We start from the raw sequence: 26,243 nt of genomic DNA, 5'->3' as shown, positions 1-26,243 counted from the left end.
GGAGCGACGCGAGCGCCAGCGAGCGGAGCGACTGGGGTTCGAATCCCGCCGTGCCCGTCTCGTCCGTTTCACTCACTCGAACTCGGTGAACACCGATATGACGGCATCGGTGTCCGCAAATCGCAACGCTCAACCGACATAAACGGACGCCGAGTTGCCAGTGGGGTATTCGAGCGGGCCGCTTCCTCCGAAATTCGGCCGTTCGGGCGACTCCATCTCCGATTTTCACGTGTGAGAATCCGAGACAAGACTTTTTTAATGGGAGCTTCGTTCTGGTGGCAATGGCTATCGACATCGCCGACGACGCCGACTCGGGGGAGGGGACCGAGCCGGAGGAGCCGGCGGAGTCCACGGGGGACGGGGTGGAGACGGACACGAGTGGTGGTGACAGCGAGCGCGAGGTGGCGCGCGTCGGCGAGTACACGTGGCGGGAGTTCCTCGAGGAACACGGTTACGACAGCGTCGCCGACGAGCTGTACCCCGGTCCGCGCGCCGTCCCCGGGAGCGACCGCTGGGACGAGGAGGAGGAGTACGAGCCGACCAAACCCGTCGGCGACGACTGGGACCGGGTCGACTTCGACCCCGGACAGTACCTCGGCTTCCACCCCGACGACCTCGAACCGCGAGTCGCCGTCGGCGGCGGCAACGCGGACGCCCTCTCCGAGTACTTCGAGTCGTTCTGCGACCCGGAGACGACGCCCGTCGTCAAAGACGAGTGGCTGTGGGAACACTACAAGCGCGAGTACTACTACGACGAGGACGGCGACGCCCCACGGGACGCGGATGGCGAGAAGGAGCCGTTCTCCCGGGAGGAGGCGCTCGGGTCGGGGTTCGACCCGGAGCGAATCGAGAGCGTCCTCTCACGGCTCGCGGACCGCGCCGACGAGTTGGACGAGGTAGTCGACGAGCGCACCGTCGACGTCGACGAGGAACTCGACGAGGACGCGTTCTTCTCGACGGCGGCGGGCCAGACGACCATCGCGAACCGCTACGACCTGGAGAAGGCGGTGCCGATGGCGAAGAAGACCCACTTCCGCGAGGTGGAGCGGTACTGGGTGAACGAGCCGTACGCGTTCGTCGTGGTGTTCCACTCGACGAAGGAGAACGAGAAGAAGTACTACCTCGTCGAGCCCTACCGCAACGAAATCGAATCCGACCTGGGGGAGTTCCTCACCGGGAAGCTCCGGACCGCCATCAAGTACGACGACGAGGCCGTCGTCGACGACACGGAGGGGCCGGACGGCGACGCCCACCGGCGGACGGTCATCGAGGACCGAACCTACGACCTGCTCGACCGATACGACCTGTACAGCCGCGAGTCCGGGGGGAGCCTCGGCAACGCGCTCGCGGACCGACTCGGCATCGACGGCGGGGCCGAGGGTCTCGGCCCACGCGTCCTTCGAGCGCTCGGCTGGGAGGCGATAGTCGAGAACGGCAACATCGAGGGCATCGCCGCACGACCGGAGCCCGCCGTCCTCGAGGACGACGCGGAGACGCTCACCGAGTACGAGGTCCGGAAGCTGCTGTACTACCTCGAACGCGACTTCATCGGCTACGAGCGCATCGACGGCATCAAACACGACATCAACGTGGAGGACGTCTCCTGTGACGGGTACGACTCGCCCGTCTTCGTCTACCACGGCGACTACGAGCAGATCATCTCGAACGTCTACCACGGGCGCACCGAACTGGACGACTTCGTCGTGAAGCTCGCCCAGCGCTCCGGCAAGGGCATCTCGAAGCGCCGGCCGCAGGTCGACGCCACCCTCCCGGACGGGTCGCGCGCCCAGCTGACGCTCGGGAAGGAAGTGTCCGACCACGGGACGAACTACACCATCCGGCAGTTCAAGGACGTCCCGTTCACCCCCATCGACCTCATCAACTGGAAGACGTTCTCGCTCGACGAGATGGCCTTCCTCTGGCTCTGCATCGAGAACGACAAGTCGCTCATCTTCGCGGGCGGCACGGCGTCGGGGAAGACGACCAGCCTCAACGCCGTCTCGCTGTTCATCCCTTCGAACGCCAAAATCGTCTCCATCGAGGACACCCGCGAGGTCGAACTCCCCCAGCGCAACTGGATTGCCAGCGTCACTCGACCCTCCTTCTCCGACGACGACAAGGGTGACGTCGACGAGTTCGACCTCCTCGAAGCCGCCCTGCGTCAGCGCCCCGACTACATCGTCATGGGCGAGATTCGCGGCGAGGAGGGACGCACCGCCTTCCAGGTCATGTCCACGGGCCACACTACCTACACCACCTTCCACGCAGACAGCGTCGGCGAGGTGCTGAAGCGCTTCACGACGGAGCCCATCAACGTCTCGAAGACGATGTTCACGGCGCTCGACCTCGTCTCCATCCAGACCTCCACCCGCGTGCAGGGCCGGAAGGTCCGCCGGAACAAGTCGCTCACCGAAATCAACCACTACGACCCCGAGAACGACGAAATCAACGTGCAGGACGTGTTTCAGTGGCAGGCCGAGTCTGACGAGTTCCTGAAGATGGGCGACTCGAACACGTTCAACGAGATCATGTTCGACCGCGGCTGGTCGGCCGACGAACTCGCCGGGGAGCAGTTCCGCCGGCAGGTCGTCATCGCGTACCTCATCGTCAACGGGCTGAACACGTACGCACAGGTCGCCGCCACCCTCCAGGCGTTCATCAACGACCCGCCGACCATCGTCTCGTTGATGGCGCGCGACGGACTCGAGACGAGCCTCGAAGACCTCCGCGAGATGGAGTCCGTCCTCATCGACGTCGACCCCGAGAAGGAGGAGATGGTCCCCCGACCCGACCCGCCGGAGGACGTACTCGCGGAGGCCGAGGCGGTTCTCGCGCGCGCCGAGGAGGAGCTGTTCCCCGAGTTCCGCGACCGCCCCGCCGGCAGTGTAGCCGACGCCCTCGCCGGCGTCGAAGCCGACGAGGACGTGGAGGCGACGCCCGGTGCCGGCGAGGGGTTCGACCGCTCGGGTCCCGACGACCCGCAACTCGACGCACCCGAGAGGAGACCCGACGAACTCGACGGGCCGGCCGACGACGAGCGGACCCCCGCCCTCGACGAGGGGCCGACGGACAGTTCCGCGTCGGGTCGACCGCCGGAGGGACCACCGACCGACGAGTCCCCGGAGAGCACGGCCGACGGCGACGAGAGCGACGACCGGCCGGACGGCGAGGCCGCGGTCGACGGCTTCGCCGACCGAAACGAGGACGAAGACGGGGACCCCTTCGGCGGGTTCCTCGACGGGGACGGCGACGGCGGGGACAGCACCCCCGACGACGGCGCGGACGTGCCTGCCGGCGACTATGGGTTCGGTGGTCCCGGCCCCGACCCCGACCCTGACGAGCGTGGCGAGTCGGAGTCGGAGAGCGGTAGTGGCCGCGGTCCGGCGTTCGGCCCACCGGACGACGACTCGCTCGACTTCGAGGCCGATGGTTCGGCGTTCGTCGGGTCGGCTCCCGCCGACGCGGGGGAGGCCGAGAACGGGAACGACGACGTTGACGACTCCACGGGGCGGGTCGTCGTCGACGACGACGGAGCGGCGGCTGTCGAGGAGGACGGAAGCGACACCGTCGGCGAGCCGACGCCCACCGACCGGTCCGTCGACTCCGACGGCCCCGAGGCGCCCGAGGACTCCGACGACTGGGGCTTCGGCGAGTTCGAGGAGGCCGACCCCGACGCGGCTGACACCGAGGCGACCGACACCCGGAACGACGAAGCGGACTCCGGAGACGGGAGCGAGGACACCCGATGAGCCTCGAGACCGGCGGCGGGAGCGTCGACGCCGACGACCCGCTCGGTGACGCGTTCTACCCGCTCTTCCGCCTGCTGTTCGACGCCGACGGCGACTTCGTCGGCGACGTGGGGGAGAAGCTCGCGCAGGCGCGGATGCCGGTCACCGTCGAACTGTACGTGGCGCGGGCGCTCGGCATCGGCGTCATCGCCGGCGGAGCGCTGTGGGCGATGGGCACGGCGCTCGCCTGGATGCTGTTCGCCTTCGGCGTGATTCCGCCGGGGATGCTCTCGCTCGGCGCGCAACTCCCGAGCGAGGCGATGGCCGACGTCCTCACCGCGGTGAAGGTGCCCCTCGCCGTCGGGCTGGCGGGCGTCGTCTTCGGCTCCGTCGGCTTCGCGACGGGTTTCGGCACCCTCGTCGCCATCCCGTACTCGCGGGCCTCGGCGCGGGAGCGCGAGATAAACATGCTGCTCGTCGACGCCATCTCGTTCATGTACGCCCTCTCCGTCGGGGGGCTGAACCAACTCGAGATTCTGGAGGCGATGGGCCAGGCCGAGGACACGTACGGCGAGGTCGCCCACGAGTTCCAGAGCATCGTCAACGAGACGGAGTACTTCGGCACCGACTACCGGACCGCCATCAGGGAGCAGGCGATGGAGACCCCGAGCGACGAGCTGTCGCAGTTTCTGACGGACATGCTCTCCATCATCAACTCCGGCGGCGACATGCAGAGCTTCCTCGACGACAAGAAGCAGAAGCACATGCGGACGGCGAAACAGCAACAGGAGATGACCCTGGAGACCCTGGAGCTGTTCGGCGAGATGTACATGACGCTCTCGCTGTTCCCCCTGCTGCTCATCATCATCCTGGTCATCATGGGGATGCTCGGCAACGCCGACCAGGCGATGCTGTACGGCACCGTCTACGGGCTCATCCCCATCACCGGCGCCGGCTTCCTCGTGCTCGTCTCGACGGTCAAACAGGACGAGGTCGGCGACGGCTTTCTCGCGCCCGCCGACGCGACCGACCGCCTGAAAGACGCTCACAAGGAGGGGCTCGTCCACCTCGGCTTCGTCGAGAGCTTCGTCGGCTCGTACAGCCTCTTCGACCGGGTACACTCGCGCGAGGGGAATCACAAAACAGCGGCCCTACTGAGACGGCCACACCTGTTCTTCCGGGACCGACCCCTGTACACCCTCGCGCTGACGGGGCCCGCCGTGGCCGTCCTCCTCGGCCTCGCGGTCGCCAGCGGCTCGGCGCCCACCTCGTGGGACGCGATGGTCGCGTCGCCGGTGTGGTCGACGTTCGTCTGGGTGTACGTCCCCGTCTACACGACGGCGATTCCCCTCGCCGTCTTCCACACGTGGAACGTCCGCTCGCGGGCCGCCGTCGTCGGGAAGCTCTCAGACAACCTCCGGAAGCTCTCCAGCGCGAACGACACCGGCCTGACGCTCCTCGAATCGGTCAAGGCCGTCTCGGACACCTCCTCGGGCAAACTCGCCGACGAGTTCGACGTCATGCACGGGAAGGTCCAGTACGGGATGAGCCTCAAGGAGGCGCTCGTCGAGTTCAACAACAAGTACCACATCCCGCGGCTGGCCCGCACGGTGAAGCTCATCACGAAGGCCCAGGAGGCGTCGAGCCAGATTACGGACGTCCTGACGACGGCCGCGCAGGCCTCCGAGAACCAGGACGACATCGACCGGGAGCGCAAGTCCCGCACCCGGATGCAGGTCGTCATCATCATCATGACGTACCTGACCCTCCTCGCCGTCATGGCCATCCTCAAGACACAGTTCCTCGACGTGATGGCCGGGCTGACGAGCCAGGCGGGCGGCGGCGGTGGCGGCGGGGCGGGCGCCGCCAGCTTCGGCGGGGGCGTCGACCCGAACACGCTCTCGCTGCTGTTCTTCCACGCGGTCACCCTGCAGGCCATCCTCTCGGGGTTCATCGCGGGGTACATCCGCGACGCCGACATCGTCTCCGGGGTCAAGTTCGTCGTCGTGCTCCAGACCATCGCGCTCGCGGTGTGGATGGTGGTCGGCTGATGGCGGGCGGGACGAACCGCGGCCAGTCGACGCTCGACTACGCCGTCGGCGTCAGCATCTTCCTCGTCACCGTCGCCGGTGTGGTGACGTTCGTCCCCGGGATGCTCGACCCCTTCGACAGCACGCAGGAGGACGTGGGACGGGCCGACCGCCTCGCCGAGTCGCTGGCGGCGGACCTGCTGGTCGCCGACCCGACCGAGCCGTACCGCCTCGACGGCGACTGCGCCCGCGAGTTCTTCGACGCGGAGGGCGACGGAGCCGGCGGCCTCGACTGTCGGTTCGGAACCGACGCCTCCGACCTCGGAGCGGCGCTTCACGCGGAGGGGTCCGGTGTACGGGTGACGGTCGAGGGGCCGGACGGGGTCGTCGACGCCGACTTCGACGGCGACGGCACCGACGACGGGTCGCTCGCTGCGGGCCCGACACCCCCGTCGAGCGGGAACGTCGCCGTCGCACAGCGCGCCGTCTCCTACGACGGCGAGACGTACCGGCTCCTGGTGAGTGTCTGGTGATGCTTCGGAACCGGGACGACCGCGACCGCGCACAGGCACACACGCTGGAGGCGGTGACCGCGAGCCTCCTGCTCGTCGCCGGACTCGTCTTCGCGTTGCAGGCCACGGCGGTGACGCCGCTGACGGCGAGCACGTCCAGTCAGCACATCGAGAACCAGCAGGCGGCGACGGCGGAGGGCGTACTCGCCGTGGCAGGGGACCGCGGGGAGCTGCGACAGACGCTCCTCTACTGGAACGAGTCGGGGACGCGCCACTGGAACACCAGCCGCGGTGGGGCGTACACGCAGGGTGAGCCGCCGAACGAGGCGTTCGGGGCGGACGACGACTCCGTGCCCGTCCCGTTCCTCCGCACGCTCACGCAGACGTTTCTCGAACGCGGAATCGCGTTCGACGTGAACGCCTACTACGTCGACGGCGGACAGCGCCGCGTCCACCACGTCGTCGACCTCGGCGAGCCGAGCGACAACGCGGTCGTCGCGAGCCGGCCGGTGACGCTGTACGACGACCACGTCGTCGACGACTGGCGCGGCGACCCGACCGGGACCCGACTCGCCGACGCGGACGGCTACTTCACCGACGACACCGCCGCGAGCGGCGTCTACGCCGTGGTCGAACTGGAGGTGGTCGTGTGGCGGATGTGAGGTGGGTCGGCGGTAGCGGCGGTGGTGAAGGGGACGGAAGCGACCACGGGAGCGAGGACCGCGCTCAACTCCTGCTCGTGACGGGGCTGGCGCTCGCAGTGCTCCTCGTCGCCCTCGCGCTGTTGCTCAACACCGCAATCTACACGGAGAACCTGGCGACGCGTAACGACGCCGCCGCGCTCAACGACGCGCACGCCGTCCGCGAGTCAGTCGAGCGCGGACTGGTCGGGGCGATGACGCACACGAACTACGCGGACCACGGCGACCGGGAGACCGTGTACGAACACAGCGTGGCCAACTGGAGCGACGCGGTGACGGTTCACGCGGCGACCCGCGGCACAGCCGTGGAGGTCGAGCACGTCCCGGGGTCGACCGTCGCCGGGACGCGACTCACACAGGACGTCGAGGGGTCGTTCACGTCCGCGGACGGGTCCGGCGACTGGACGCTCGTGGCGGACGCGTCTGGTAGCCGCAACGTCCGGTTCAACGTCTCGACGACCGACCTCCACGCGCTCTCCGACGACGGCGACGAGGCCGAGGATTACGCCGGCGACAGTTCGATGTTCCGTGTCGTGTTCGACGAAGCGGGCGGCGTGGCCCCCTCCGACGCCGACCCGACGTGGGAGCTGTACCTGTACGAGGACGGCGGGGAAGTCGGCGCCACGCTGCTACGCGACGACGGGACGGCGCGAACGATGGAGGCACGCTGCACCGCCACCCCCACCGACGGGCACGTCCTCGTCGACGTGGAGAACGAGCACGTCGGCGGGACGGACTGCTCGGCCCTCGACGCGCTCACCGAACTCACGGAGTCCCACGAGATTCGCTTCGAACGGGCGGGGACCGACACGACGCCGAACGTCCGCGGGACCTACGAACTGTTCGTCGCGGACGCCGTCGAGGATGTCGACGACGGTACGAAGTACGAGGACGAGACGTCGGTTGTGGACGCTTCCCCGTACGCCACGGACGCGGTGTACTCGGCGGCGGCGACCCTCAGCTACGACGCGGGTGACACGCGCTACGAGACGACCGTCGCGGTCGACCCCTCGGGGTACGACCGGCGGTACGGCATCGGCGGGTCGCTCCCCGGCGGTGCCGTCGCCGGCGGTGGCGGTGGTGGTGGCGGCGGAGGCGACGGGGGTGGCGGAGACGGTGGCAACGCGGCCCCACAGTCGACCGTCGACGGGTTCAGCGTCGCCGCCGACGGCGGGAAGAAGTACGACTTCACGGTGGACTGGTCGGCCGAGGACACGGACGGGTCGCTGACGCAGGTCCGACTCGTCCTGTACGACCCCGACGGGAACAAAGAGGAGGAACACGAAATCACCCCGGCCACCAACCCGGACGGCGGTAGCTACGTCTTCCAAGACGTTCAGGTCAAGGAGAAAGGTGGGAACGCGAACGCCGGTGACTGGCGAGTCGAAGTGATCGTCACCGACGACGAGGGAATGGCGTCGACGGACAGCGACGAGACGGAGGCGCCGCCATGACACCGCGCACTCGTCCGAACCGGACGTCGAGCCCCTCGACGGGTCATCACGACCGCGCGGTCTCCACTCCACTCGGCTACGTCCTCACCCTCGCCATCACGACGGTGCTCATCTCCGGACTCCTCATCGCGATGGGTGGGTTCGTCGACGGCCAGCGCGAGCGGGTCGTCCGCTCCGAGTTGGAGGTGCTCGGCGAGCAGGTGGCGGCGGACGTGAGCGCGGCGGACCGCCTCGTCGTCGCCGGCGGGACGGACACGGACGTCCGGGCCTCGTTCCGCCTCCCGGAGCGCGTCGGGGGGTCGGCGTACACGGTCGAACTCACGGACTCGGACGCCGGCGACGACGCCGCCACCGTAACCCTCCACAGCGCCGACCCGGAGGTGACGGTTGAAGTCACGTTCAGGACCCGGACGGACGTGCAGGTGGGAGCGCCGGTGCAGGGCGGGAACCTGGTCGTCGAGTACGACGAGACTGACTCCCATCTGGAGGTGCATGCCGGTGACTGACACCGGCTCCGGCGGCCCCGGTGTCGGGGCCGCCGGAGCCCTCCGCGGCGACCGACGTGGCGTGAGCGAGGTGCTCGGCTTCGTCCTGGTGTTCGGGCTCGTGCTCTCGTCGGTCGGTATCGTCTACGTCGCTGGCCAGCAGGGGTTACAGGACGCCCGCGACTTCGAGCGGGTGAACAACGCCGAGCGCGCCTTCGACGTGCTCGCCGACAACGTCGACGACGTGGCCCGCGACAGCGCTCCCAGCCGCGCGACCGAACTGAAACTCGCCGACGCGGGTCTGTCCGTCGACGAGCCGACCGTCGTGAACGTGACCGCCGCGCACCCGACGACGGCGGCGAAATCGATGACGACCGAGTACGAGGTGAGTCCGCTCGTGTACGAGGCCGACGGCGGTTCACAGGTCGTCTACTCGAACGGTGCCGTCCTCCGGAGCGAGCGCGAGGGCGCCGTGGTCACCCGTCAGCCCGACCTGGTGCTCGACGACGGTGACGCCGACGAGATGCGAACCGACCGGGCCATCATCCCGGTCGTGGCGACCCGTCCCGCTCGGGACGCGGGGACGAACGTGGCCGGTTCGACGACGGTGCTCGTCCGGACCGAGCGCGCCACCGAACGGGTGTTCGTGACCGAACGTGACGAGACGGAGCCGTACCACCTCTACCTCAACGTCACGACCCCCAGAACCGACGCGTGGGAGCGCTACCTCGAGGACGCGACGCCGAACGCGGACGACTGCTCGGTCGACGGCGACACCGTCGAGTGCGACGTCGAGGGCGTCGAACGCGTCTACGTCACGGTCGTGGAGATAGACGTCTCCATCGAGTGAGCGGTCGGTCGGACGGTGTTCCCAGTCGGCCGAACGGTCGAGTACGCCGTCGGTCGGTCGATTCGTCAGCCGGACGGTCGTGCGGTCCTGCGGTCGAACGGCGGAACGGTCGACCGATCCGGCAGTCGGTCCCGGTCTGTTACTCGCCGGGTCGGTGGCCGGTCGAGGGAGCGAGCGGGAGGGGCGGCGAGTGGACGAGATGACGGTGAGTGGGTGGCCCGAGGTCGAATCAACGGCGCGACGAGGGGATAGGAAGTACGAAGGCGACGACGGCCGACCGGGGCGGCCCGATTACGAGACCCGCACTTCGACTTCGTTCTCGGTGACGTGGAGGAACGTGATGTAGCGGCCGCCGGCGCCCTGGTCGTAGTCGATGGTGCCGTAGGAGGCCTCCTCGTCGATGCGCTTCCCCGACGGAGAGGTCTCGCCGACCACGAGGTCGAAGTCCGGCCCCATCAGAGAGAGGTAGTGGTTCGTCAGTTCGCCCAACTCGGCCGACCCGGTCCCCTTGACGAAGGTCCGGGGTTCGCCCGTCGCGGCATCGTCGTCGTGTTCGGTCCAGTAGGCCTTCGCGTCCGACGCTCCGCTCGGGTCGGTCTGCCACTTGTCGGCCGGGGTCGACACGTCCTGGTAGTCCATCGGCGTCGACCCGACGAGGTCGAAGACGATGCGCGGCTCCTGCTTCCCGTCGCTGTCGATGTCTGCACACTCGATTCGGATGTCGCCGGAGGTCGGGTCGACGTTCGCGTTCTCCCACTCGTGGGTGGCCGTGCCGTTCGTGTAGTGGACGCCGACGGTGAGGGGGGCGAACTCCCCGCCGTTCTTGCAGCGCTGTTTGTCCGCGGAGTAGACGAGTACCTCGAACTGTTCGGCGCCGTTCGTCGCGGAGAACGACCAGTAGAGGTGTTTGTAGTTGTTGCTGTTGGCGGGGTCCTGCAGCGTGACTTCGAACTCGTTTATCGGGTGACCGCCGGACATCGCCTCGACGTTGACGGCGTTGCCGTGCGTCGGAAGGTCGAAGTCGCCCATCGTCCCGCCGACGGTCTGCAGTTCGACGACCGCCTCCTCGGCCGCGTCGTCGACGGTCACGTCGCCGTCCGTCCGGGTGCGGAAGTAGTCGGCCCACCCCTGGTAGAACTCGCTCTGGACCGTCACACGGATGGTTCCGTTCCGGACGGGGTTGTCGTAGGGGACCTCGTCGCCGGTCCCGTCCGTCCCGTCGGGGTCGTACGGAGCGCCGACGCCGCTCGGGTCGTCGGCGGTCGCGCCCGGGTTCGGATACACCCGTTCTCGGGACGCCGTCCGTTCGAACGTCGCGCCGACGTGGCCCGACGCGGTCCCCGACCCGGTGACGCGGATGACGGGAAGCGTCAGCGTCGACCGCCGGTAGTGAAACTCCGGCGGGGAGACCATCGTCGCGCCCTCGTCGCGGACGCGCCAGACGCCGCCGCCCTGGTAGGCGATGCGGTCGTCGCCGTTCTCGTAGAAGATGGCCCCCAGTGGAGCGTCGTACAGGGTCTCGGTCAGTTCCGGGTCGCTCGCGTCGTTCGGGTCGGCGGCGGTGTAGTTGACGTGTTCGATGGTGATTCGACCGGCGCTCCCGTCGACGCCGTAGCTTCCCGCACCCGCCCGGCCGAAGTCGACCTGCTGGGCGTTGGTGTCGCCGAGCGCCGCCATCGCCCCGCGGGAGTCGAGCAGGGTCATGGCGTGCTCGGCGCGCTGGACGTCGGCCGACCGCTCGACCCCCGAGAGCGCCTCGTCGCCGAGCGTGACCACGGCGGTCGTCCCCGCGACCGTCACGACGAGTAACAGCACGACCCCGATGGACTCGGCCCCCCCGGACCGGTCACGGACGAATCGGTAGAGCGGCGGCACTCTCGGCCCGGTGCGTCTCATTGGGAACGAAACGTATCGGAACTACTAAAATTCATCCCCTAGAGAATGTGTGCTTACAGCGGGGCAATCGGCCCCGCTTACCACCGGGTTAGCGAACGTTCAAGTAGATAATTCCACTCCGAACGTGTATGTCCGCTAAGGATGGGAGCAAGACCGGTACCGCGTTCAACTGTCCGTTCTGCAGCGAGCAGGTGTCGACACACAACCGACCGCAGCACCTCCGCACGTGTCGTGACGCAGACCGCGACGTACAGATTGAGCGCACCCAGCGCAACACCATCGACGCCGAGTACGACCGCGCGATGGCCGCCCACCGGAACCGATAGTCGGCCCGAGTACCCGGTGCCGAGGGCCGAATCGACCGCTGACCGCCGAGAACGGGCGCCCTGGGAGACGGCGCCCGACGACGATGGACCACCGGACGGTGGTGAAGAGGATGCGACGGGACGTTGCGGTGCGACCGCGAGACGACCCTGACCCTTGGGGGGGTTTAGGCTTCCGCTGGCCACGAGCTATCGGCCGGCGCGACTTCTTCGGACGCTACACCGACAGCGCAGGGTCTACTGTCCCTGCTCACCGACCAGTTACCGACCGGTGAGCGCCGCCCGCGCCGCCGCGACCGGACTGTCGGTGGCGGGGTCACCGGTCGGTAATCGGTCGACCGCAGCCCGTTCGAACCGGGAGTTTCCCGTCGGTTACCTGCCGGTGCGAAGCGCTCGGGACGCAGCCGTCGAAACGATTCGTTCGGAACGCGACCGTCGGCGTGCGGTCCGGTGCGGTCCGGTGCGGTCCGTGTCGGCGCCGCTCAGGCGGTCCGCGTCTGCGCGCTCAGGCCTCGTCGTCGGGTAGGTCGGCACGGCCTACCCGGTCGCCGAGCCACGTGGTCGCGTCGGCGACCGCCTCGGGGTCGGTTCCGGTCACCTTCAGGCGATTCGGCTCCGACCCGGTGCTCGGGTAGCTCCCGACCGCGACGCCGAACCGTTCGCGCACCTCGCGGAGCGCCGCGGTCATCGCCCCTTCCGGCGTCGGGGTGTGGAACGTCTCCGAGACCACGTCGCCGTCGAACTCGTCGGCGACGCGGGCGAACATGGCCTCCATCTCGTCGGGGATACCCGGGAGGATGTAGACGTTCTCCAGGACACAGCCCACGCCCCACGCCTCCTCGACGACGAGCGGTCGTCCACCCTCGGGGAGCGAGGCCGCCTCGTCGAGGTCGAAGTCGAACTCGTAGCGCTCGGTCAGGTCGGGGTGCTCCTCGCGATAGTGTTCTGCCTTCTCGACGAGGAGCGCTCGAATCTCGGGGTTGACGACGAGTTCGCGCTCGAAGGCGTCGGCGACGGCGGCGAGGGTCACGTCGTCCGGCGTCCCGCCGAGGCCGCCGGTGACGACGACGGCGTCGAAGTCGCCGGCCCACTCGCGGACCCAGCGAGCGATGAGCGCCCGGTCGTCCGGAATCGTGAGTACGCGCACGACAGACCCGCCACGCTCGTCGATACGGCTCGCGAGCCACGCCGCGTTCGTGTTCACCGTGTCGCCGGCGAGCAGTTCGTCGCCGACGGTGAGGAGTGCGACCTTCATGCGGAGAGACGGGGTGGCGTGGAGAAAAACCGTGTGCCCGTCCTCCCGGTCAGTAACCCGCCCCGGAGCCGAGACCCGACCGCGGGCCCCCTCAGTCGTCGTCCCAGAAGTCGACCAGGTTGCCCTCCTCGTCCCACCACCAGTAGGTGTCCTCGTTGTCGTCGCCGTCCTCGCGGTGGGCCCACCGGCGCCGGCCGGCCGCGTCGTACTGGACCTCGTACAGGTCGTCGTCGTCGTCCTCCCGGCGGTAGTATCTGAGCACGCCGTTCCCGTCGTACCAGTACTCCACCTCGTCGCCGTCCGCCTCCTCCTCGCGGTACCGGCGGAGGGTCCCGGCCGCGTCCCAGTCGTAGCGTTCCTCGTCGCCGTCCTCCTCCAGTTCGTAGTAGGCGCCCTCCGGACCGGCACAGAAGCGCTCCTCCTCCTCCTCGATTTCGTCCTCGTAGTCGAAGTAGCGTACACAGCCGCCGGTCCGTCCCGGCCGGTAGTCGTCGTCGTCGCCGTCGTTGTGACTCGCCGCGACGGGCGAGGCGAGGCGGGGAGCGACGAGCAGGGTCACACCCAGCGCGACGACGCGCCGTCGCGTGAGCGGCCGTCGCGTGGGGGGGACAGCGGGGTCCCTCGTCTGCAGTTTCGTCGGGGACATGGCACTCTCTACAGGGAGTAGGTCGCCTGAGGGCATCACCGGGTCGTAACCGGGAGGTAATCGGGCGCTCGTCGGTCCGGGGACTGGTCGAGTGGAGTTCAACGCTTATCACCTGATGCGGTGATATTCGACCATGGTCTCCCCCGAGAAGCTTCTCGACTCGAACCTCGCCCACGTCGTCGCCGTCATGCTCGGCCTCGTCGGCGCCGCCGCGCTGGTCAGCGGCGGCGCGACGTTCGAGGCGTTCTGGTTCTGGATCATGTACGGCATCGTCTGGCTGACCTTCTTCGACCTGTTCGACGAGGACAAGTCACTGATGGAGGAGCTGTTCGGCTACAGTTTCGGGTCCGAGGAGGAGACCGAAGCGGAGTCCGAACCTGTCGCGGAGGCGGAACCTGCCGAGGACCCCGTCACCGTGTTGAAGCGACGCTACGCCGAGGGGTCGATGGACGACGACGAGTTCGAGGCCCGGTTGGAGACGCTGTTGGAGACGCCGGATACGTTGAAGGAGTTGGAAGTGGAGCGGAGTCGGGCGTAGAGCGATACTAAACGCGGACTCGCCGGGATTTGAACCACGGTCGTTCCGCTCGCTGCGCTCGCTCCACTCCCTGATTCAAATCCCGGCTCGTGGCACACGAACACGCGCCACCGGCTCAGTCGCGCCGCTCCTTCGCGTGGTGTCGCTGAGAAACGGTAGTGGACTCGCCGGGATTTGAACCCGGGGCCTCTCCCATGCCAAGGGAGTGATCTACCCCTGATCTACGAGCCCTCGAACGCATCTACATCTTCCGTGGAACCATTATTAAGGGCTTCGAAGTTTCGACGGGCGGCGGTGAGGTTGTCTCGCACGGGACAGCTACTTCGCGCTCGCCCGCGACCCTCCCCCATGAACGACCTCGACGGGTACACCCTCCACGAGTCGGTCCCGGCGCCGGAGGAATACATGGCGCTGCGGGAGGCCGCGGGGATGCCGGCGCGCTCTCTCGAGGGCGCCCGCGCGGGCCTGCCGAACACGGTGTACGGGGTGTCGGTGCGCCGCGACCGCGCAGGCGACGACCACCCGAGAGGCGACACCGACGGCGAGTTGGTCGGGATGGGTCGCGTCGTCGGCGACGGCGGGACCACCTACGTGCTCTCGGACGTCGCTGTCGACCCCGCAGTACAAGGCCGAGGCCTCGGCACGCGAATCACCGAAGCGCTGGTCGAGTGGGTGGACGAACACGCGCCCTCGCGTGCGTACGTGACCCTCGTCGCCGACGTGGAGGGGTTCTACGAGCGCTTCGGCTTCGAACGGACGGCGCCCGACTCCCACGCGATGTTCAGACGGGTGGAGTGAGTTCGCTGGGAAACTGATGCAACGGCTCGCCTTCTCCTCGTGACAGTCGTGATGGTACGCCCGGAAGCCCCCGCACGCTCGGCGGGTTTGGCGACGTAAGCACCGCAGGAAGGGAGCGTAGCAACCGACCGAGGAGCGCAGCGAGACAGAGCCGCCGAGCGTGCGGCCCCTTCCGAAGTCCCACCCGACCGCAGCCACGCCCTCCCAACCGATTCCTTCGCTCGTTCGCTCCGCTCACTCGCTCAGTCATCCCTCGCACGGTGTACTCACGGACACGAGGGTCGCTCGGCGCGCGCCGCCGCGGCTCCGTCCGCGGTACATCCGTGCGAGGGGCGAGAAGCACAGCGACCGAAGGGAGCGAGGGAAGCGCGCAGCGAGGCCCCGGACCCGAGAGGCCAGGGGCTTTCGAGCGTCGTCACGACGTTACGGGACCCGACCGAGACGGTTCCGTCCGAGACGACTCGCGAAGACGGGAACGAAACCGTTTAATCCCGGACGCGGGGAACACAAGACGGGAACAGCACAGCCGCAAATCTGACTCGTTCGGGGTCATCGATCAAGACGCCCGAACTTTGGGATTGCGGACGTGCGTGGCGACGTAGTCGCCCGTATCGCTCTCCTGCGGCCTGTGTGTTCCAATCTCAGAACGATGGCACGAATGCACACCCGCCGCCGTGGCTCGTCCGCTTCGGACAAGCCGGTGGCAGACGAACCCCCCGAGTGGAGCGACGTCGACGAAGACGAGATCGAATCCCGCGTCGTCGAGCTGGCAGAACAGGGTCACGACCCGAGCCAGATCGGCATGAAACTGCGTGACGAGGGCGTGAAGGGGACGCCGGTCCCCAACGTCAAGCTCGCGACCGGAAAGAAGGTCACCGAGATTCTGGAGGAGAACGACGCCTCCGGTGACCTTCCCGAGGACCTCCGGAACCTCATGGAGCGCGCGGTGCGCCTCCGCGAGCACATGAACGAGAACCCGCAGGACCACCAGAACAAGCGGGCGCTCCAGAACACGGAGTCGAAGATTCGACGCCTCGTCGCCTACTACCGCGGCGACGAACTCGACGCCGACTTCACCTACAACTACAACGTCGCCCAGGAACTCCTCGAAGGCTAATCGATGTCGACCGCGCCCGCACCGACCGAGGACGCAGACGCCCCCGCGCTCGCCAGCGCGCTCCGCGACGCACCGTTCGTGCGCCTCGCGGCTCGCGCCGACGGCGACGCGTTAGCGGCGGCTGGCGTCCTCGCGCGGGCGCTCCGTGCCACCGGCGTCCCCTTCCAGGCCCGCACGGCTCCCGACCCGGTCGTCGACTCGACCGACGACGGACTCGCCGTGACCGTCGGCACCGCCGCCGCCGGCGCCGACCTGGAACTCGCGAGCCGACCGGCGAGCGCGACCGCCTTCGCGGTCGCCCGCGAACTGGTCGGCGACCCGGTCGACGTCGCCGCAGCGGGCGAGAACGACACCGTCGCGGACCCGGTGATCGCACTCGCCGGCGTCGTCGCCCACGGCGACCCGCCGGGCGAGCATCCGGACGTGCTCGACGCCGCCGAAAGTCGCGACCTGGTCGCACGCCGACCGGGCGTCGCGGTGCCGACCGCGGACCTCGCGGACGGCCTCGCGCACTCGACGCTGCTGTCGGCCCCCTTCTCGGGGACGCCCGACGCGGCCGGTGCGACGCTGGCCGAACTCGGTCTGCCCGCCGAACTCGACGACGAGGCGGGCCGACGGGTCGCCTCCGCCGTCGCTCTCGAAGCCGCGACGGCGGCGTTCGCGACCCCGCGAGCGGCCGCGTCCGTCGAGCGCGCACTCCACCCCTACGCGACCCCCGAGGGGCCGTTCGAGACCGTCGGCGGCTACGCCGACGTGCTCGACGCGGTCGCCCGGGAGCGTCCCGGAACCGGCGTCGCGCTGGCGCTGGGCCACGACGCCCGGACGCCGGCGCTCGAGACGTGGCGCGACCACGCACGAGTCGCCCACGGCGCCCTCGCGGACGCGACGACCGGCCGGTACGACGGTCTGTTCGTCGCGCGCGTCGAGTCGGACCTCGACGCCGACGCCGGCGACACGTCGGCGACGCCCGTCGCCCGGTCCGCCCTCGAGACGGCGGCCCGACTCCTGCGGGACTTCCGCTCGCCGGAGTCGGTCGCGCTCGTCGTCAGCGAGGGGAGCGGGACGACCGCCGCACACGCCGCCGTCGCGAGCGTCGACCCCCGGAACGTCGGCGAGGCGCTCTCGTCGGTCGCCGACGTCTTCGACGGCGAGGGGTACGGCACCGCGAGGCGCGGCGCCGCGCGCTTCGGCGGCGACACGACCGAGTTCATCGCGGCCCTCCGGGAGGCGCTCGGATGACGGGTGCCGACTCGGAGGCGGGGCGCTCGCGGACGACCCGCGCGGAGGACGGCTCACGACGGGCGCGTATCGAGACGCGCCACGCCGACGCCGGACTCGTCGCGGCCGCGCTCACCCCGGACAACACCGACTCGATGGCGACCACGGTCGACGGCGACCGCGTCGTCACGACGGTCGAGCGCGGGACGACCGGCGGCCTCGGGTCGTCCGTCGACGACTACGTGGTGAACCTGACGGTCGCCCAGACGGTCGTCGCCGACGCCCGAAGCCGACGCGAGGCGGTCGAGAGCATGGATACGAACGCGGACGCGGACGACACCGACCACGCCACCGAGAACTCCGAGGACGACGAGAACGCGAACAGCACACAGAACGCAGACACCGAATCAGACACGACACCACAATGAGCGAACGATCCGTATCACGACAGAAGCGGGGCAAGCGATGGTACACCCTCGTGGCCCCCGAGCAGTTCGACCGCAAAGAGCTGGGCGAGACGATGGCCGACGAGCCCGAGAAGGTGATGGGCCGGACCATCGAGACCACCCTCGGTGAACTCACCGGGGACCAGAGCGCGAACAACACGAAGCTGACGTTCAAGGTCACCGACGTCGGCTCCGACGCGGCCTACACCGAGTTCGTCAAGCACGAGCTGACGCGGGACTACCTGCGCTCGCTCGTCCGCCGCGGCGCCTCGAAAATCGCCGTCAACCGCACGGTGCTGACGACGGACGACTACCGCGTGAAGCTCCAGCCGGTCGCCATCACGACGAAGAAGGCAGACCGCAGCCAGGAGCAGGCCATCCGCCGCATCATGATCGACAAGGTGGAGGCCGCCGCGAAGGACAACACCTTCGAGCAGCTCGTCGACAGCATCGTCGAGGGCCGGCTCTCTTCGGCCATCTACGGCGACGCGAAGACCATCTACCCGCTCCGCCGGGTCGAGGTCATGAAACTCGCCCTCGAGGCGCGACCCGAGGAGGTCGCCGCCGAGGAGGAGGCCGCCGTCGACGTCGACGAGGAGGACGTCGCGGTCGACGAAGACGCGGCGTAAGCCGGGTCTCCGTCGCCGGCCGACTTCAGTTCTTCATCTTTCACGCCGTCGAGCGACGGCGCTCGGGTCGCCGGCCGGCCGCGTCGTCCCGGGTGCGGCTACGCCCGCTCCACGTCGAGACCGCGTTCCGCACAGTACTCCTCGATCTTCCGGGCGAGCTTGTTCGCCTCGCTCGATTCGGACCCCATGGTGCTCCCGAGCAGTCCCGACCCGCCGCCGCCGGAGATGATTGCGACCCTGCACGTGGTCTCGTCGAGCAGTTCGATAATCGTCGTGGCTTGCAGGTTCGAGTTCGTCCTGAGGTAGTACTGTTCGGTCGTAACGACGCGGAACCCGTCGCCGTCGTAGTCGACCCGCTTGTCCTGAGGAACGCCGCTGATGGCTTCCGGGACGGTCTCGACACCCTTCCCGCGGACGACGAACTCGACTCGCTCCATGGTCGACGCGAGCGAGTGAGAGCACAAAAGCGTTGGCGCGGGGCCGGGTCCGTCACCGGTCCCGAAACCCCGCATACAGAACTCCTTTGCGTCAGGCGGTCACAGCATCCCCTATGGTCACCCCCGCGATTCGGACGGACGGCCTCACGCGTCGCTACGGCGACGAGGTCGCCGTCTCGGGTCTCGACCTCCACGTCGACCGCGGCGCCGTCTACGGCTTCCTCGGCCCCAACGGCGCCGGCAAGACGACGACGATTCGGATGCTCACCACCCTCCTGCGACCCTCCGGCGGCGAGGCGTACGTCGCCGGCGCCGACGTGACCGACCGCGACGCCGTCACGCCGAACATCGGCTACCTCCCCGAGGAGCCGCCGCTGTTCGAGGAGCTGACGGCGAGGGAGCAGGTCGAGTACGTCGCCGGCCTGCGCGACCTCGACCCCGAGCGCGCCGGCGACCGGGCCGACCGGCTCTTCGACCGGTTCGGCCTCGCCGCGGACGCGGACAAACGCATCGGCACGTACTCGAAGGGCATGAAACAGAAGGCGGGGCTGGTACAGGCGCTCGTCCACGACCCCGAGGTCGTCTTCCTCGACGAGCCGACGAGCGGGCTCGACCCGCGGGCCGCCCGCACGGTCCGGGAGACCCTCGACGACCTCGCCGAGGACGACGTGACGGTGTTCCTCTCGACGCACATCCTCCCGGTCGTCGACGAACTGGCCGACACCGTCGGCGTGCTCTTCGACGGGTCGCTCGTCGCCGAGGGCGCCCCCGAGGAGCTGACACAGCGGGCGTCCGGCGGCGGGACGCTCGAAGACGCGTTTCTCGCGGTCACCGGCGGGGACGACGCCGCCGGTAGTGGTGACGTCGACGCCACCGATGTCGGCGTCGGCTCCGACCCTACCTCCGGGGTCGACTCCGGTCCAGAGGCTGATTCCGGCCCCGAGGGTGACTCCGGTTCCGAGGTCGACTCCGGTCCCGAGGCCGACTCGTGAACCCGCCGTCTGCCCGGCGAGCCGGCCTCGTCGTCCGCACCGAGAGCCGCCGGCGTCTGCGAGGGCTCCGGGACGCCGGCTGGCGACTCGCCCTCCTGGCGCTGAGCGGCGTCCTGCTCCTCCTGCCGGTCGGCGGGATGGCCGTCGCCGCGTACTTCCTCGGGAGTGGGACGTTCGGTTCGCCGGCGACGACGCTTCGGGCCGCCGGGGCGGCCGTCGTCCTCCTCGCCGGCTTCGTGACGGTCTTCGTCGCGCTCCGGACCGTCCAGGCCGGCGACCCCGACGCCCCGGAGGCGGTCCTCCTCGCCGCGCCGGTCCGGGACGTGGTGCTCGGGCTGGCCGCGGTGGAGACGCTCGTCGTGACGGGACCGGTGGTCGCCGTCGCCGTCGTCGTCTCGGCGGCGTTCGCTGTCGGGGCGGGGTCGCTCCCGGCCGTCCTCTTCGCCTCCCTCGCGCTCGCGGGCGGGGCGCTGGCCGGCGCGTCGACCGGCTTCGCGCTGGGTCTGCTCGTCCGCCTCGCCATCGCCCGCTCGAAACTCCTCGCCCGCTACAAGACGGTCATCGGCGTCGCCCTCTTTCTGGGCTACTTCGCCGTCGTCACCGGCGGCGTCGACCTCCCGTGGCTCGCCGACCTCGTCGTGCTCGCCGACCGACCGCCGGTCGCGTGGTTCGGCTCGCTGGCGACGCTGGGGACGCTCGCGGCGGCGAACGCCGTGGGAGCGGCCGCCGGCGCCGTCGTCCTCCCCGCCGTCGCCGTCGCCGGCTACGTCGCGTCGGTCGGCGTCGCCGAGCGGCTCTGGTTCGAGCCGCGGGTGACGCCGACGGAGTCACGAACCGAACCGTCGGGGATGGCCGGCGGGTTCGCCGACCGGCTCGGCGTCGGGAGCACGGGAGCGGCCGGACCGATTCCCCCGGCGTCGGTGACCGTCGCCCGCCGGAGTTGGCTCCGCGCCCGGCGCGCCCCCATCAGCCTCCTCTACGTCGTCTACCCGCTGTTCGTCGTCGGCGGCCCGCTGTCGACGGCGATTCGGACCGGCGTCGTCCCGGGGTGGCTCCCGGCGGCGCTCCCGCTGTACGGCGCGTGGGCGACCGCCGCGGCGTTCACGCTCAACCCCATCGGCGACGAGGGGGCCGTGCTCCCGGTGACGCTCACCTCCGGCGTCTCCGGCCGGGCGTTCGTCCTCGGTCGCTGTCTGGCCGGCGCCGCCGTCGGCGTCCCGCTCACCGCCGCGGTGACGGCCGCGGCCGCAGTCGCGGCGTCGTTCGCGCCGGTCGCGACGCTGGCCGTCGTCGTCAACGCACTCGTGCTCCCGGTCGCCGCGGCCGGAATCGGCGCCGCGGTCGGGACGGCGCTCCCGCAGTTCGAGGCCTCGCGTATCACTCGAAGTCGGAGAGCCGTCGTCCCGAGCCTGCTCGGGTTCGCCGCCTTCTCGCTCGCGCTCGTTCTCCTCTCGGTGCCGGCACTCGTCGGCGGCACGCCGGTCGTCGGGGAGGTGCTGGAGTCGCTGCTCGGCGTCGACGCCGCGGTGGTCGCCGTCGTCGGCGTCGGGGCCACGATGGCGCTCGCGCTGGTCGGCGGGGGACTCGGATTCCGCTACGCCGCGACCCGGTTCGACGGCTACTACCCCGACGGCGGCTGAGGGTCAGAAACTCGGCCCGCGGCGCTACTCCTCGACGACGACGGTTCCGAGCATCCCGCCCTGTTCGTGGGGGATGCAGACGTACTCGTAGGTGCCGGGGACCTCGAAGGTGTGGCTGTAGGTTTCGCCGCTCGTGATGGCGCCGCCGAAGTTGCCGCCGGTCCACCCCTCGCGGGCGGCCGCCTCCGACTCGTAGCCGCCGCTCGCGAAGTACTCGGCCTCGTCGGGGATGGAGGCCTCGTAGGCGGTGACGGTGTGCGACCGCGTGCTCGGGTTGTGCCAGACGACCTCGTCGCCGACGGAGACGGTGTACTCGGCGGGGTCGAAGGAGACGGCACGCATCTGTACGTCGCCGGGCTGTTCGCCTCCGACGCCGGCACAGCCGGCGAGCGAGACGGTGACGGCGCTTCCGGCGGCAGCGAGGAAGCCGCGACGGTTCATGCCCGAACCTCGGGACGGGACGGGTAAAGGTCGCTTGGTTCGGCCGTCGAAGGGGTGGGTAGGTGATGGGCGCGTCGACCGGGTTCGGACGTAGGTCACTCCGGGGAGAGGGGACGACGACCGACTGACCAACCGCACTCGGGCGGGACTCCGGAAGGGGCCGGCGTCTCGGCGAAGACGGGCGACGCAAGCACTGGAAGGAGCGAGTGAAACGAGCGACTGAAGGGCGCAGCGAGTCCATCGAGCCGAGACGCCGGGGGCTTCCGTAGACTACCGACTCCGCGCGACCCCCGTGTTCTCGTGTCACACTCACCGAACCGATACAGTCCGCGTCGATGGAAAACCGTAAACCGTGGGGACGGGACGCGGCGAGTATGCAACCGCGGTTCGTCGGCCGGCTGGGCGTCGCCGACGCCGTCACCGTCGGCAACGCCTCGCTGGGGTTTCTCGCGGCGGTCGCGGCGACGGTCGACGTGGGCCTCGCCGCCCGACTCATCCTGCTCGCGGCGATGGCAGACGCCCTCGACGGCATCCTCGCGCGGCGGTACGGCGGCTCCGCCGCCGGCGAGTACCTCGACTCGCTCGCGGACGTGGCCTCCTTCGGCGTTGCCCCCGCCCTGCTGGTCGCCCTCGTCGCCCGACAGATGTGGACGTTCGACGCCGCTCCCGTCGCCGCCGCCGCCGGCGTCCTCCTCCCGGCGCTGTTCGTCGCGATGGCCGTCACCCGACTGGGCCTCTACACCGCCTACGACGTGGAGTCGGACGCGACCGAGGGCGTCCAGACGACGCTCGCGGCGACCATCCTCGCCGCGGGCGTCCTCTCGGGGTACATCGGCCCCGTCCGTCCGATGTTCCTCGTCGCCGTCACCGGCCTGCTCGCCGCCATGATGGTGTCGACGGTCGGCTACCCCGACCTCCACGCGCAGGACGCGGCCGTGATGGGCGTCGTCCAGGGCCTCGCCATCCTCCTCACCGGCTTCTACGGCGAGGTGTTCGCGTTCGGCCTGCTCGTGCTGGCGATGTGCTACCTCACCCTCGGGCCGAAGTTCTACTGGCGGAAGTGAGTCAAAAAGCGGGTTCGTGGCTTCAGCCCGCCGGCTCGACGTTCTGGTTCACGTGGAAGATGTTCTCGGGGTCGTACTCCGCCTTGACCCGCTGGAGCCGCTCGTAGTTGTCGGCGTAGGTGGCCCGGACCCGGTCCGGGCCCTCCTCCATCATGAAGTTGACATAAGCGGCGCCGGCGGTGTGCGGGTGGAGCGCCTCCCAGTAGCCGCGAGCCCACTCGGAGATGGCCTCCTGGTTCGTCGGGTCGGGGTCGACGCCGGCGATGACCATCGACCACCTCACGTCGCGGTAGGCCCACGCCGTCTCCTCCGCATCCACGTCGTGGACGGCGCCGTCGACGGGGTAGAGATGCATCGTCGACTTCGGCGTCGGGACCTCGGCGAACCGCTCGTGGGTGTCTATGGCCTCGTCGGACAGCTCGCGGACGTAGTCGCCCTTCCAGTACCACTGGTCGCCCGGGGGGTAGAGGTCGTCGAACATCGACTGGAGCGCCGGGTACGGCATCGGCCCGACGTGTTCGAACAGGGGTTCGGCGACCTCGCGGGCCGGCCCCATGGCGGCCTCCGCCTCCTCCTGCGACCCGAGGTGACACCACATCAGTCCGCAGACCTTCTCGCCGTGGATTTCCGGCGGGAACGGGTCCCCCGGGACTTCGGCGACGAGGTAGAACGCGTACACGTCTCTCGGTGCCTCCGGGAGCCACTCGCGGTACCACCGCATCGTCTCGTCGAGTCGGTCGATGGGCCAGAACAGCGGCCCCGCGACCACGCTGTCGACCGGATGCAACGTGAACTCGAAGGAGGTGACGACGCCGAAGTTGCCACCGCCGCCCCGAACGGCCCAGAACAGGTCCGGATGTTCCGCCTCGCTCGCGCGGACCAGTCGGCCGTCGGCCAGCACGACGTCCACGCTACGCAGGTTGTCGATGGTGAGCCCGTACTTTCGGGTCAGATAGCCGTGTCCGCCGCCGAGTGTCAGTCCGCCGACGCCGGTCGTGGAGATGACGCCGCTCACCGTCGCCAGCCCGAACCCGTGGGTTGCGTGGTCGACGTCCCCCCAGGTACAGCCGGCTTCGACCCGTGCGGTGCGCTCGTTCGGGTCGACCCGGATGCCACGCATCTCCGACAGGTCGACCACCAGTCCGTCCTCCACGAGTGCGAGACCTGCTCCGTTGTGACCGCCGCTTCGCACGGCGGTGTCCAGTCCGGTCTCGCGCCCGAAGTTCACTGCGGCGACGACGTCGGCGACGTCGCCGCAGCGGGCGATGAGTCGTGGCTCCGTGTCGATCATCCCGTTGTAAATCGTGCGCGCGTCGTCGAACGACGAGTGGTCGGATGATATCAACTCCCCTCGGAACGTCGCCTGCATCCCCTCGACTGCCGCTTCGTACGACTCTGTTGACTGTGACATGCTATCGTCCCTCTCGCGCCCTCAGTCGGTCGTCCGCGTCGCTTCCCGACCGTTCGGCGGCCCGTCCGCTCCCGCGACGCCGTCCGTAGTGCGCAGGTAGTGATACCACGGACGCCGTGTTATGTGTTAGCATTTATCTGACGGGCGACCCGTCCCCGGCGTTGGTACTGCGCTCGTCGGACAGGTCGTCGCGGTGAGGGACGCCTGCGAGTGCCGGGCGGGCCCGACGCGAAGCCCCATGTTTTATCGATTCGTTCTCCGGAGTGTCTGGATATGGCGGCCGAAGCGGACGACCGGGGACCGAGAACGGGGAGGAACCGATATCGAACGGAACGGGACCGTAGGACGCGGGGTGAGCGGCGGTGAACCACGGCGACGACCAATATGAGGTGGTCATCGCCGGCGCCGGCCCGGCCGGCGGCCAGTGCGCCCGCGAACTCGCGGCGCGGGACTACGACGTGCTCCTCCTCGAGGCGGAGCCGGAGGAGGACTTCCCGCGCGGGAGCAACAAGTCCACCGGCGGCACCTTCCCGCCGGCGCTGTCGTCGTTCGGCCTCCCGGACGACGTGGTGATGCACTACACCGACGACGTAGTGCTCGAATCGCCGAACGACCACTACGTCCACCCCCGGCCCGGCGCCGTCCTCGAGTTCGCGGAGTTCAAACGCTTCCTCGTGCGCGACGCCCGCGAACGCGGCGCCGAGGTCCGCTTCGGCGCCCGGGCCAACGCCCCGGTGATGGAGGGCGACGAACTCGTCGGCGTCCGTCACAGCGGGGGCGAGGAGGTGTACGCCGACGTCGTCGTCGACGCCACGGGCCCGGCGGCGCCGCTCGCCAAGAAACTCGGCGTCGTCGACCTCGAGCGCGAGCGACAGGCTATCGGCATCGAGTACGAACTCGACGGAATCGACCTCGACTGTGCGGGCTACGCGGACCTCACGGACGCGATGATGCTCCGGTTGGACCACGACCTCGCCCCCGGCGGCTACTCGTGGATTTTCCACACCGGCGCCGACACCGCGAAGGTCGGCGTCTGCTACGTCCAGAACGACGCCCACCGCGGGTACGCCCGCGAGGGGATGACCGTCGACGACTACCTCCAGTACTGGCTGGACCGCGACCCACGCTTCGAGGACGCAGAACGCATCGCCGGGAAGCAACACCGCGGGTCGGCGCACATCCAGCCGCCGGGGCGCATGAGCACCGACAGCTTCCTCGCCATCGGCGACACCGTCCCGACCATCGACCCCCTCTGGGGTGAGGGCATCCACGTCTGCATGAAGTCCGGCCGAGCCGCGGCGGCGACTATCGACCGCGCCTTCATCCCGGACGAGCGCGACACCGGCGCCGAGAACATGGCCGTCTACGACCACCTCTGGCACGAGGACGTGGCGCCGAAGATGCATCGGCGCCTGCTCCTGAGCAACCTCGTCTATCTCGCCTCGAACGAGCGCTACGACGAGTTCATGCGCGACCTCCGGCGCACGGACGAGGACCTGCTCGCCGGCGCGACTCGGGGGACGGTCCGTGGAATCGTGTCGCTGCTGCGCCTCGAGGACCTCTCGCTCGTCGGACGGGCGCTCAAAGAACAGTTCGAACAGCGCCGCCCGTTCTGCTGAGGGACGGAGCCGA

Annotated in this window: 24 protein-coding genes and 1 tRNA gene; 18 read left to right on the top strand and 7 right to left on the bottom strand. The window is 69.4% G+C overall.

Annotated features, from left to right (window positions below; genetic code table 11):
• The first annotated feature begins 281 nt into the window (after window positions 1–281).
• Genes N5095_RS21900 through N5095_RS21870 form a run of 7 tightly spaced genes read left to right on the top strand, consistent with a single transcriptional unit; the run spans window position 282 to window position 9,760 of the window.
• Complete coding sequence (locus N5095_RS21900; RefSeq protein WP_267625332.1) at window positions 282–3,749, top strand: ATPase, T2SS/T4P/T4SS family; 3,468 nt, start codon at window positions 282–284, stop codon at window positions 3,747–3,749.
• Entirely contained in the window at window positions 3,746–5,779 is a 2,034-nt protein-coding gene (locus N5095_RS21895) for a type II secretion system F family protein (protein ID WP_267625331.1), read from the top strand. Before N5095_RS21900 ends, N5095_RS21895 begins: the two co-directional genes overlap by 4 nt.
• A complete protein-coding gene (locus N5095_RS21890) occupies window positions 5,779–6,291 on the top strand; it encodes a DUF7287 family protein (protein WP_267625330.1) in 513 nt (170 codons plus the stop codon). The genes N5095_RS21895 and N5095_RS21890 overlap by 1 nt, the downstream gene beginning before the upstream one ends.
• Window positions 6,291–6,932, top strand: coding sequence for a DUF7288 family protein (locus N5095_RS21885; protein ID WP_267625329.1), 642 nt, complete (start codon window positions 6,291–6,293; stop codon window positions 6,930–6,932). Before N5095_RS21890 ends, N5095_RS21885 begins: the two co-directional genes overlap by 1 nt.
• Window positions 6,920–8,425 (top strand): DUF7261 family protein, encoded by a 1,506-nt coding sequence (locus N5095_RS21880; protein ID WP_267625328.1) that lies wholly within the window; start codon window positions 6,920–6,922, stop codon window positions 8,423–8,425. Before N5095_RS21885 ends, N5095_RS21880 begins: the two co-directional genes overlap by 13 nt.
• Entirely contained in the window at window positions 8,422–8,931 is a 510-nt protein-coding gene (locus N5095_RS21875) for a DUF7266 family protein (RefSeq protein ID WP_267625327.1), read from the top strand. Before N5095_RS21880 ends, N5095_RS21875 begins: the two co-directional genes overlap by 4 nt.
• Window positions 8,924–9,760 carry a DUF7289 family protein gene (locus N5095_RS21870; protein WP_267625326.1) on the top strand — a complete coding sequence of 279 codons (837 nt, stop codon included), beginning with the start codon at window positions 8,924–8,926 and terminating at the stop codon, window positions 9,758–9,760. The genes N5095_RS21875 and N5095_RS21870 overlap by 8 nt, the downstream gene beginning before the upstream one ends.
• 291 nt (window positions 9,761–10,051) lie before the next feature.
• Here N5095_RS21870 and N5095_RS21865 read toward each other — a convergent pair whose 3' ends face one another.
• A complete protein-coding gene (locus N5095_RS21865; RefSeq protein WP_267625325.1) occupies window positions 10,052–11,656 on the bottom strand; it encodes a DUF7289 family protein in 1,605 nt (534 codons plus the stop codon).
• A gap of 128 nt (window positions 11,657–11,784) precedes the next feature.
• On the opposite strand from N5095_RS21865, the gene N5095_RS21860 reads away from it, so the two are divergent.
• Entirely contained in the window at window positions 11,785–11,982 is a 198-nt protein-coding gene (locus N5095_RS21860) for a hypothetical protein (protein ID WP_267625324.1), read from the top strand.
• 502 nt (window positions 11,983–12,484) lie between these two features.
• On the opposite strand, the gene N5095_RS21855 is transcribed toward N5095_RS21860, so the two are convergent.
• Together N5095_RS21855 and N5095_RS21850 are read right to left on the bottom strand one after the other, a co-directional pair.
• Window positions 12,485–13,234: a competence/damage-inducible protein A gene (locus N5095_RS21855; RefSeq protein WP_267625322.1), complete on the bottom strand. Its 750-nt coding sequence runs from the start codon at window positions 13,232–13,234 to the stop codon at window positions 12,485–12,487.
• A 91-nt stretch (window positions 13,235–13,325) separates the two neighbouring features.
• Entirely contained in the window at window positions 13,326–13,793 is a 468-nt protein-coding gene (locus N5095_RS21850; RefSeq protein WP_267625321.1) for a hypothetical protein, read from the bottom strand.
• A 220-nt stretch (window positions 13,794–14,013) separates the two neighbouring features.
• On the opposite strand from N5095_RS21850, the gene N5095_RS21845 reads away from it, so the two are divergent.
• Window positions 14,014–14,418 carry an SHOCT domain-containing protein gene (locus N5095_RS21845; protein WP_267625319.1) on the top strand — a complete coding sequence of 135 codons (405 nt, stop codon included), beginning with the start codon at window positions 14,014–14,016 and terminating at the stop codon, window positions 14,416–14,418.
• 159 nt (window positions 14,419–14,577) lie between these two features.
• On the opposite strand, the gene N5095_RS21840 is transcribed toward N5095_RS21845, so the two are convergent.
• A tRNA-Ala gene (locus N5095_RS21840) sits at window positions 14,578–14,649 on the bottom strand.
• A gap of 117 nt (window positions 14,650–14,766) precedes the next feature.
• Here N5095_RS21840 and N5095_RS21835 point away from each other — a divergent pair.
• The 5 genes from N5095_RS21835 (at window position 14,767) to N5095_RS21815 (ending at window position 18,626) form a co-directional block, all read left to right on the top strand.
• Complete coding sequence (locus N5095_RS21835) at window positions 14,767–15,216, top strand: GNAT family N-acetyltransferase (protein ID WP_267625318.1); 450 nt, start codon at window positions 14,767–14,769, stop codon at window positions 15,214–15,216.
• Window positions 15,217–15,865: 649 nt separating this feature from the next.
• Window positions 15,866–16,333, top strand: a complete 468-nt coding sequence (locus N5095_RS21830; RefSeq protein ID WP_267625317.1) for a 30S ribosomal protein S15 — start codon at window positions 15,866–15,868, stop codon at window positions 16,331–16,333.
• A gap of 3 nt (window positions 16,334–16,336) precedes the next feature.
• A complete protein-coding gene (locus N5095_RS21825) occupies window positions 16,337–17,572 on the top strand; it encodes an exonuclease RecJ (protein WP_267625316.1) in 1,236 nt (411 codons plus the stop codon).
• On the top strand, window positions 17,569–17,979 hold the full coding sequence (locus N5095_RS21820; RefSeq protein ID WP_267625315.1) for a KEOPS complex subunit Pcc1: 411 nt from the start codon (window positions 17,569–17,571) through the stop codon (window positions 17,977–17,979). Before N5095_RS21825 ends, N5095_RS21820 begins: the two co-directional genes overlap by 4 nt.
• Window positions 17,976–18,626, top strand: coding sequence for a 30S ribosomal protein S3ae (locus N5095_RS21815; protein ID WP_267625314.1), 651 nt, complete (start codon window positions 17,976–17,978; stop codon window positions 18,624–18,626). The genes N5095_RS21820 and N5095_RS21815 overlap by 4 nt, the downstream gene beginning before the upstream one ends.
• A gap of 98 nt (window positions 18,627–18,724) precedes the next feature.
• Here N5095_RS21815 and N5095_RS21810 read toward each other — a convergent pair whose 3' ends face one another.
• On the bottom strand, window positions 18,725–19,063 hold the full coding sequence (locus N5095_RS21810; RefSeq protein WP_267625313.1) for a hypothetical protein: 339 nt from the start codon (window positions 19,061–19,063) through the stop codon (window positions 18,725–18,727).
• A 113-nt stretch (window positions 19,064–19,176) separates the two neighbouring features.
• Between N5095_RS21810 and N5095_RS21805 the strand changes: the two genes are divergently transcribed.
• Both N5095_RS21805 and N5095_RS21800 read left to right on the top strand, forming a co-directional pair.
• Entirely contained in the window at window positions 19,177–20,055 is an 879-nt protein-coding gene (locus tag N5095_RS21805; protein WP_267625312.1) for an ABC transporter ATP-binding protein, read from the top strand.
• Window positions 20,052–21,695, top strand: a complete 1,644-nt coding sequence (locus tag N5095_RS21800; RefSeq protein WP_267625311.1) for a hypothetical protein — start codon at window positions 20,052–20,054, stop codon at window positions 21,693–21,695. The genes N5095_RS21805 and N5095_RS21800 overlap by 4 nt, the downstream gene beginning before the upstream one ends.
• A gap of 24 nt (window positions 21,696–21,719) precedes the next feature.
• Here the strand turns inward: N5095_RS21800 and N5095_RS21795 are convergent, their stop codons facing one another.
• On the bottom strand, window positions 21,720–22,136 hold the full coding sequence (locus N5095_RS21795; protein WP_267625310.1) for a cupredoxin domain-containing protein: 417 nt from the start codon (window positions 22,134–22,136) through the stop codon (window positions 21,720–21,722).
• Between the two features lie 374 nt (window positions 22,137–22,510).
• On the opposite strand from N5095_RS21795, the gene N5095_RS21790 reads away from it, so the two are divergent.
• Window positions 22,511–23,200: a protein sorting system archaetidylserine synthase gene (locus tag N5095_RS21790; RefSeq protein ID WP_267625309.1), complete on the top strand. Its 690-nt coding sequence runs from the start codon at window positions 22,511–22,513 to the stop codon at window positions 23,198–23,200.
• A gap of 22 nt (window positions 23,201–23,222) precedes the next feature.
• On the opposite strand, the gene N5095_RS21785 is transcribed toward N5095_RS21790, so the two are convergent.
• Window positions 23,223–24,611, bottom strand: coding sequence for an FAD-binding oxidoreductase (locus tag N5095_RS21785; RefSeq protein WP_267625308.1), 1,389 nt, complete (start codon window positions 24,609–24,611; stop codon window positions 23,223–23,225).
• Window positions 24,612–24,973: 362 nt separating this feature from the next.
• Here N5095_RS21785 and N5095_RS21780 point away from each other — a divergent pair, with 362 nt between their 5' ends.
• Window positions 24,974–26,230 (top strand): digeranylgeranylglycerophospholipid reductase, encoded by a 1,257-nt coding sequence (locus tag N5095_RS21780; RefSeq protein ID WP_267625306.1) that lies wholly within the window; start codon window positions 24,974–24,976, stop codon window positions 26,228–26,230.
• The last annotated feature ends 13 nt before the right edge of the window (window positions 26,231–26,243 follow it).

Origin of the sequence: Halobium salinum, from assembly GCF_026586625.1 — an archaeon.
Lineage (GTDB): Archaea > Halobacteriota > Halobacteria > Halobacteriales > Haloferacaceae > Halobium > Halobium salinum.
The sequence above is the reverse complement of the archived record's forward strand: the minus strand, read 5'-3'. Positions and strand labels throughout refer to the sequence as shown.

Bases quoted from the DNA above. Each gene is read 5' to 3' on its own strand.
- N5095_RS21900 (WP_267625332.1), top strand. From the start codon at position 282: ATGGCTATCGACATCGCCGACGACGCCGACTCGGGGGAGGGGACCGAG.
- N5095_RS21895 (WP_267625331.1), top strand. From the start codon at position 3,746: ATGAGCCTCGAGACCGGCGGCGGGAGCGTCGACGCCGACGACCCGCTC.
- N5095_RS21890 (WP_267625330.1), top strand. From the start codon at position 5,779: ATGGCGGGCGGGACGAACCGCGGCCAGTCGACGCTCGACTACGCCGTC.
- N5095_RS21885 (WP_267625329.1), top strand. From the start codon at position 6,291: ATGCTTCGGAACCGGGACGACCGCGACCGCGCACAGGCACACACGCTG.
- N5095_RS21875 (WP_267625327.1), top strand. From the start codon at position 8,422: ATGACACCGCGCACTCGTCCGAACCGGACGTCGAGCCCCTCGACGGGT.
- N5095_RS21865 (WP_267625325.1), bottom strand. From the start codon at position 11,656: ATGAGACGCACCGGGCCGAGAGTGCCGCCGCTCTACCGATTCGTCCGT.
- N5095_RS21860 (WP_267625324.1), top strand. From the start codon at position 11,785: ATGTCCGCTAAGGATGGGAGCAAGACCGGTACCGCGTTCAACTGTCCG.
- N5095_RS21855 (WP_267625322.1), bottom strand. From the start codon at position 13,234: ATGAAGGTCGCACTCCTCACCGTCGGCGACGAACTGCTCGCCGGCGAC.
- N5095_RS21845 (WP_267625319.1), top strand. From the start codon at position 14,014: ATGGTCTCCCCCGAGAAGCTTCTCGACTCGAACCTCGCCCACGTCGTC.
- N5095_RS21835 (WP_267625318.1), top strand. From the start codon at position 14,767: ATGAACGACCTCGACGGGTACACCCTCCACGAGTCGGTCCCGGCGCCG.
- N5095_RS21830 (WP_267625317.1), top strand. From the start codon at position 15,866: ATGGCACGAATGCACACCCGCCGCCGTGGCTCGTCCGCTTCGGACAAG.
- N5095_RS21825 (WP_267625316.1), top strand. From the start codon at position 16,337: ATGTCGACCGCGCCCGCACCGACCGAGGACGCAGACGCCCCCGCGCTC.
- N5095_RS21820 (WP_267625315.1), top strand. From the start codon at position 17,569: ATGACGGGTGCCGACTCGGAGGCGGGGCGCTCGCGGACGACCCGCGCG.
- N5095_RS21815 (WP_267625314.1), top strand. From the start codon at position 17,976: ATGAGCGAACGATCCGTATCACGACAGAAGCGGGGCAAGCGATGGTAC.
- N5095_RS21810 (WP_267625313.1), bottom strand. From the start codon at position 19,063: ATGGAGCGAGTCGAGTTCGTCGTCCGCGGGAAGGGTGTCGAGACCGTC.
- N5095_RS21805 (WP_267625312.1), top strand. From the start codon at position 19,177: ATGGTCACCCCCGCGATTCGGACGGACGGCCTCACGCGTCGCTACGGC.
- N5095_RS21795 (WP_267625310.1), bottom strand. From the start codon at position 22,136: ATGAACCGTCGCGGCTTCCTCGCTGCCGCCGGAAGCGCCGTCACCGTC.
- N5095_RS21790 (WP_267625309.1), top strand. From the start codon at position 22,511: ATGCAACCGCGGTTCGTCGGCCGGCTGGGCGTCGCCGACGCCGTCACC.
- N5095_RS21785 (WP_267625308.1), bottom strand. From the start codon at position 24,611: ATGTCACAGTCAACAGAGTCGTACGAAGCGGCAGTCGAGGGGATGCAG.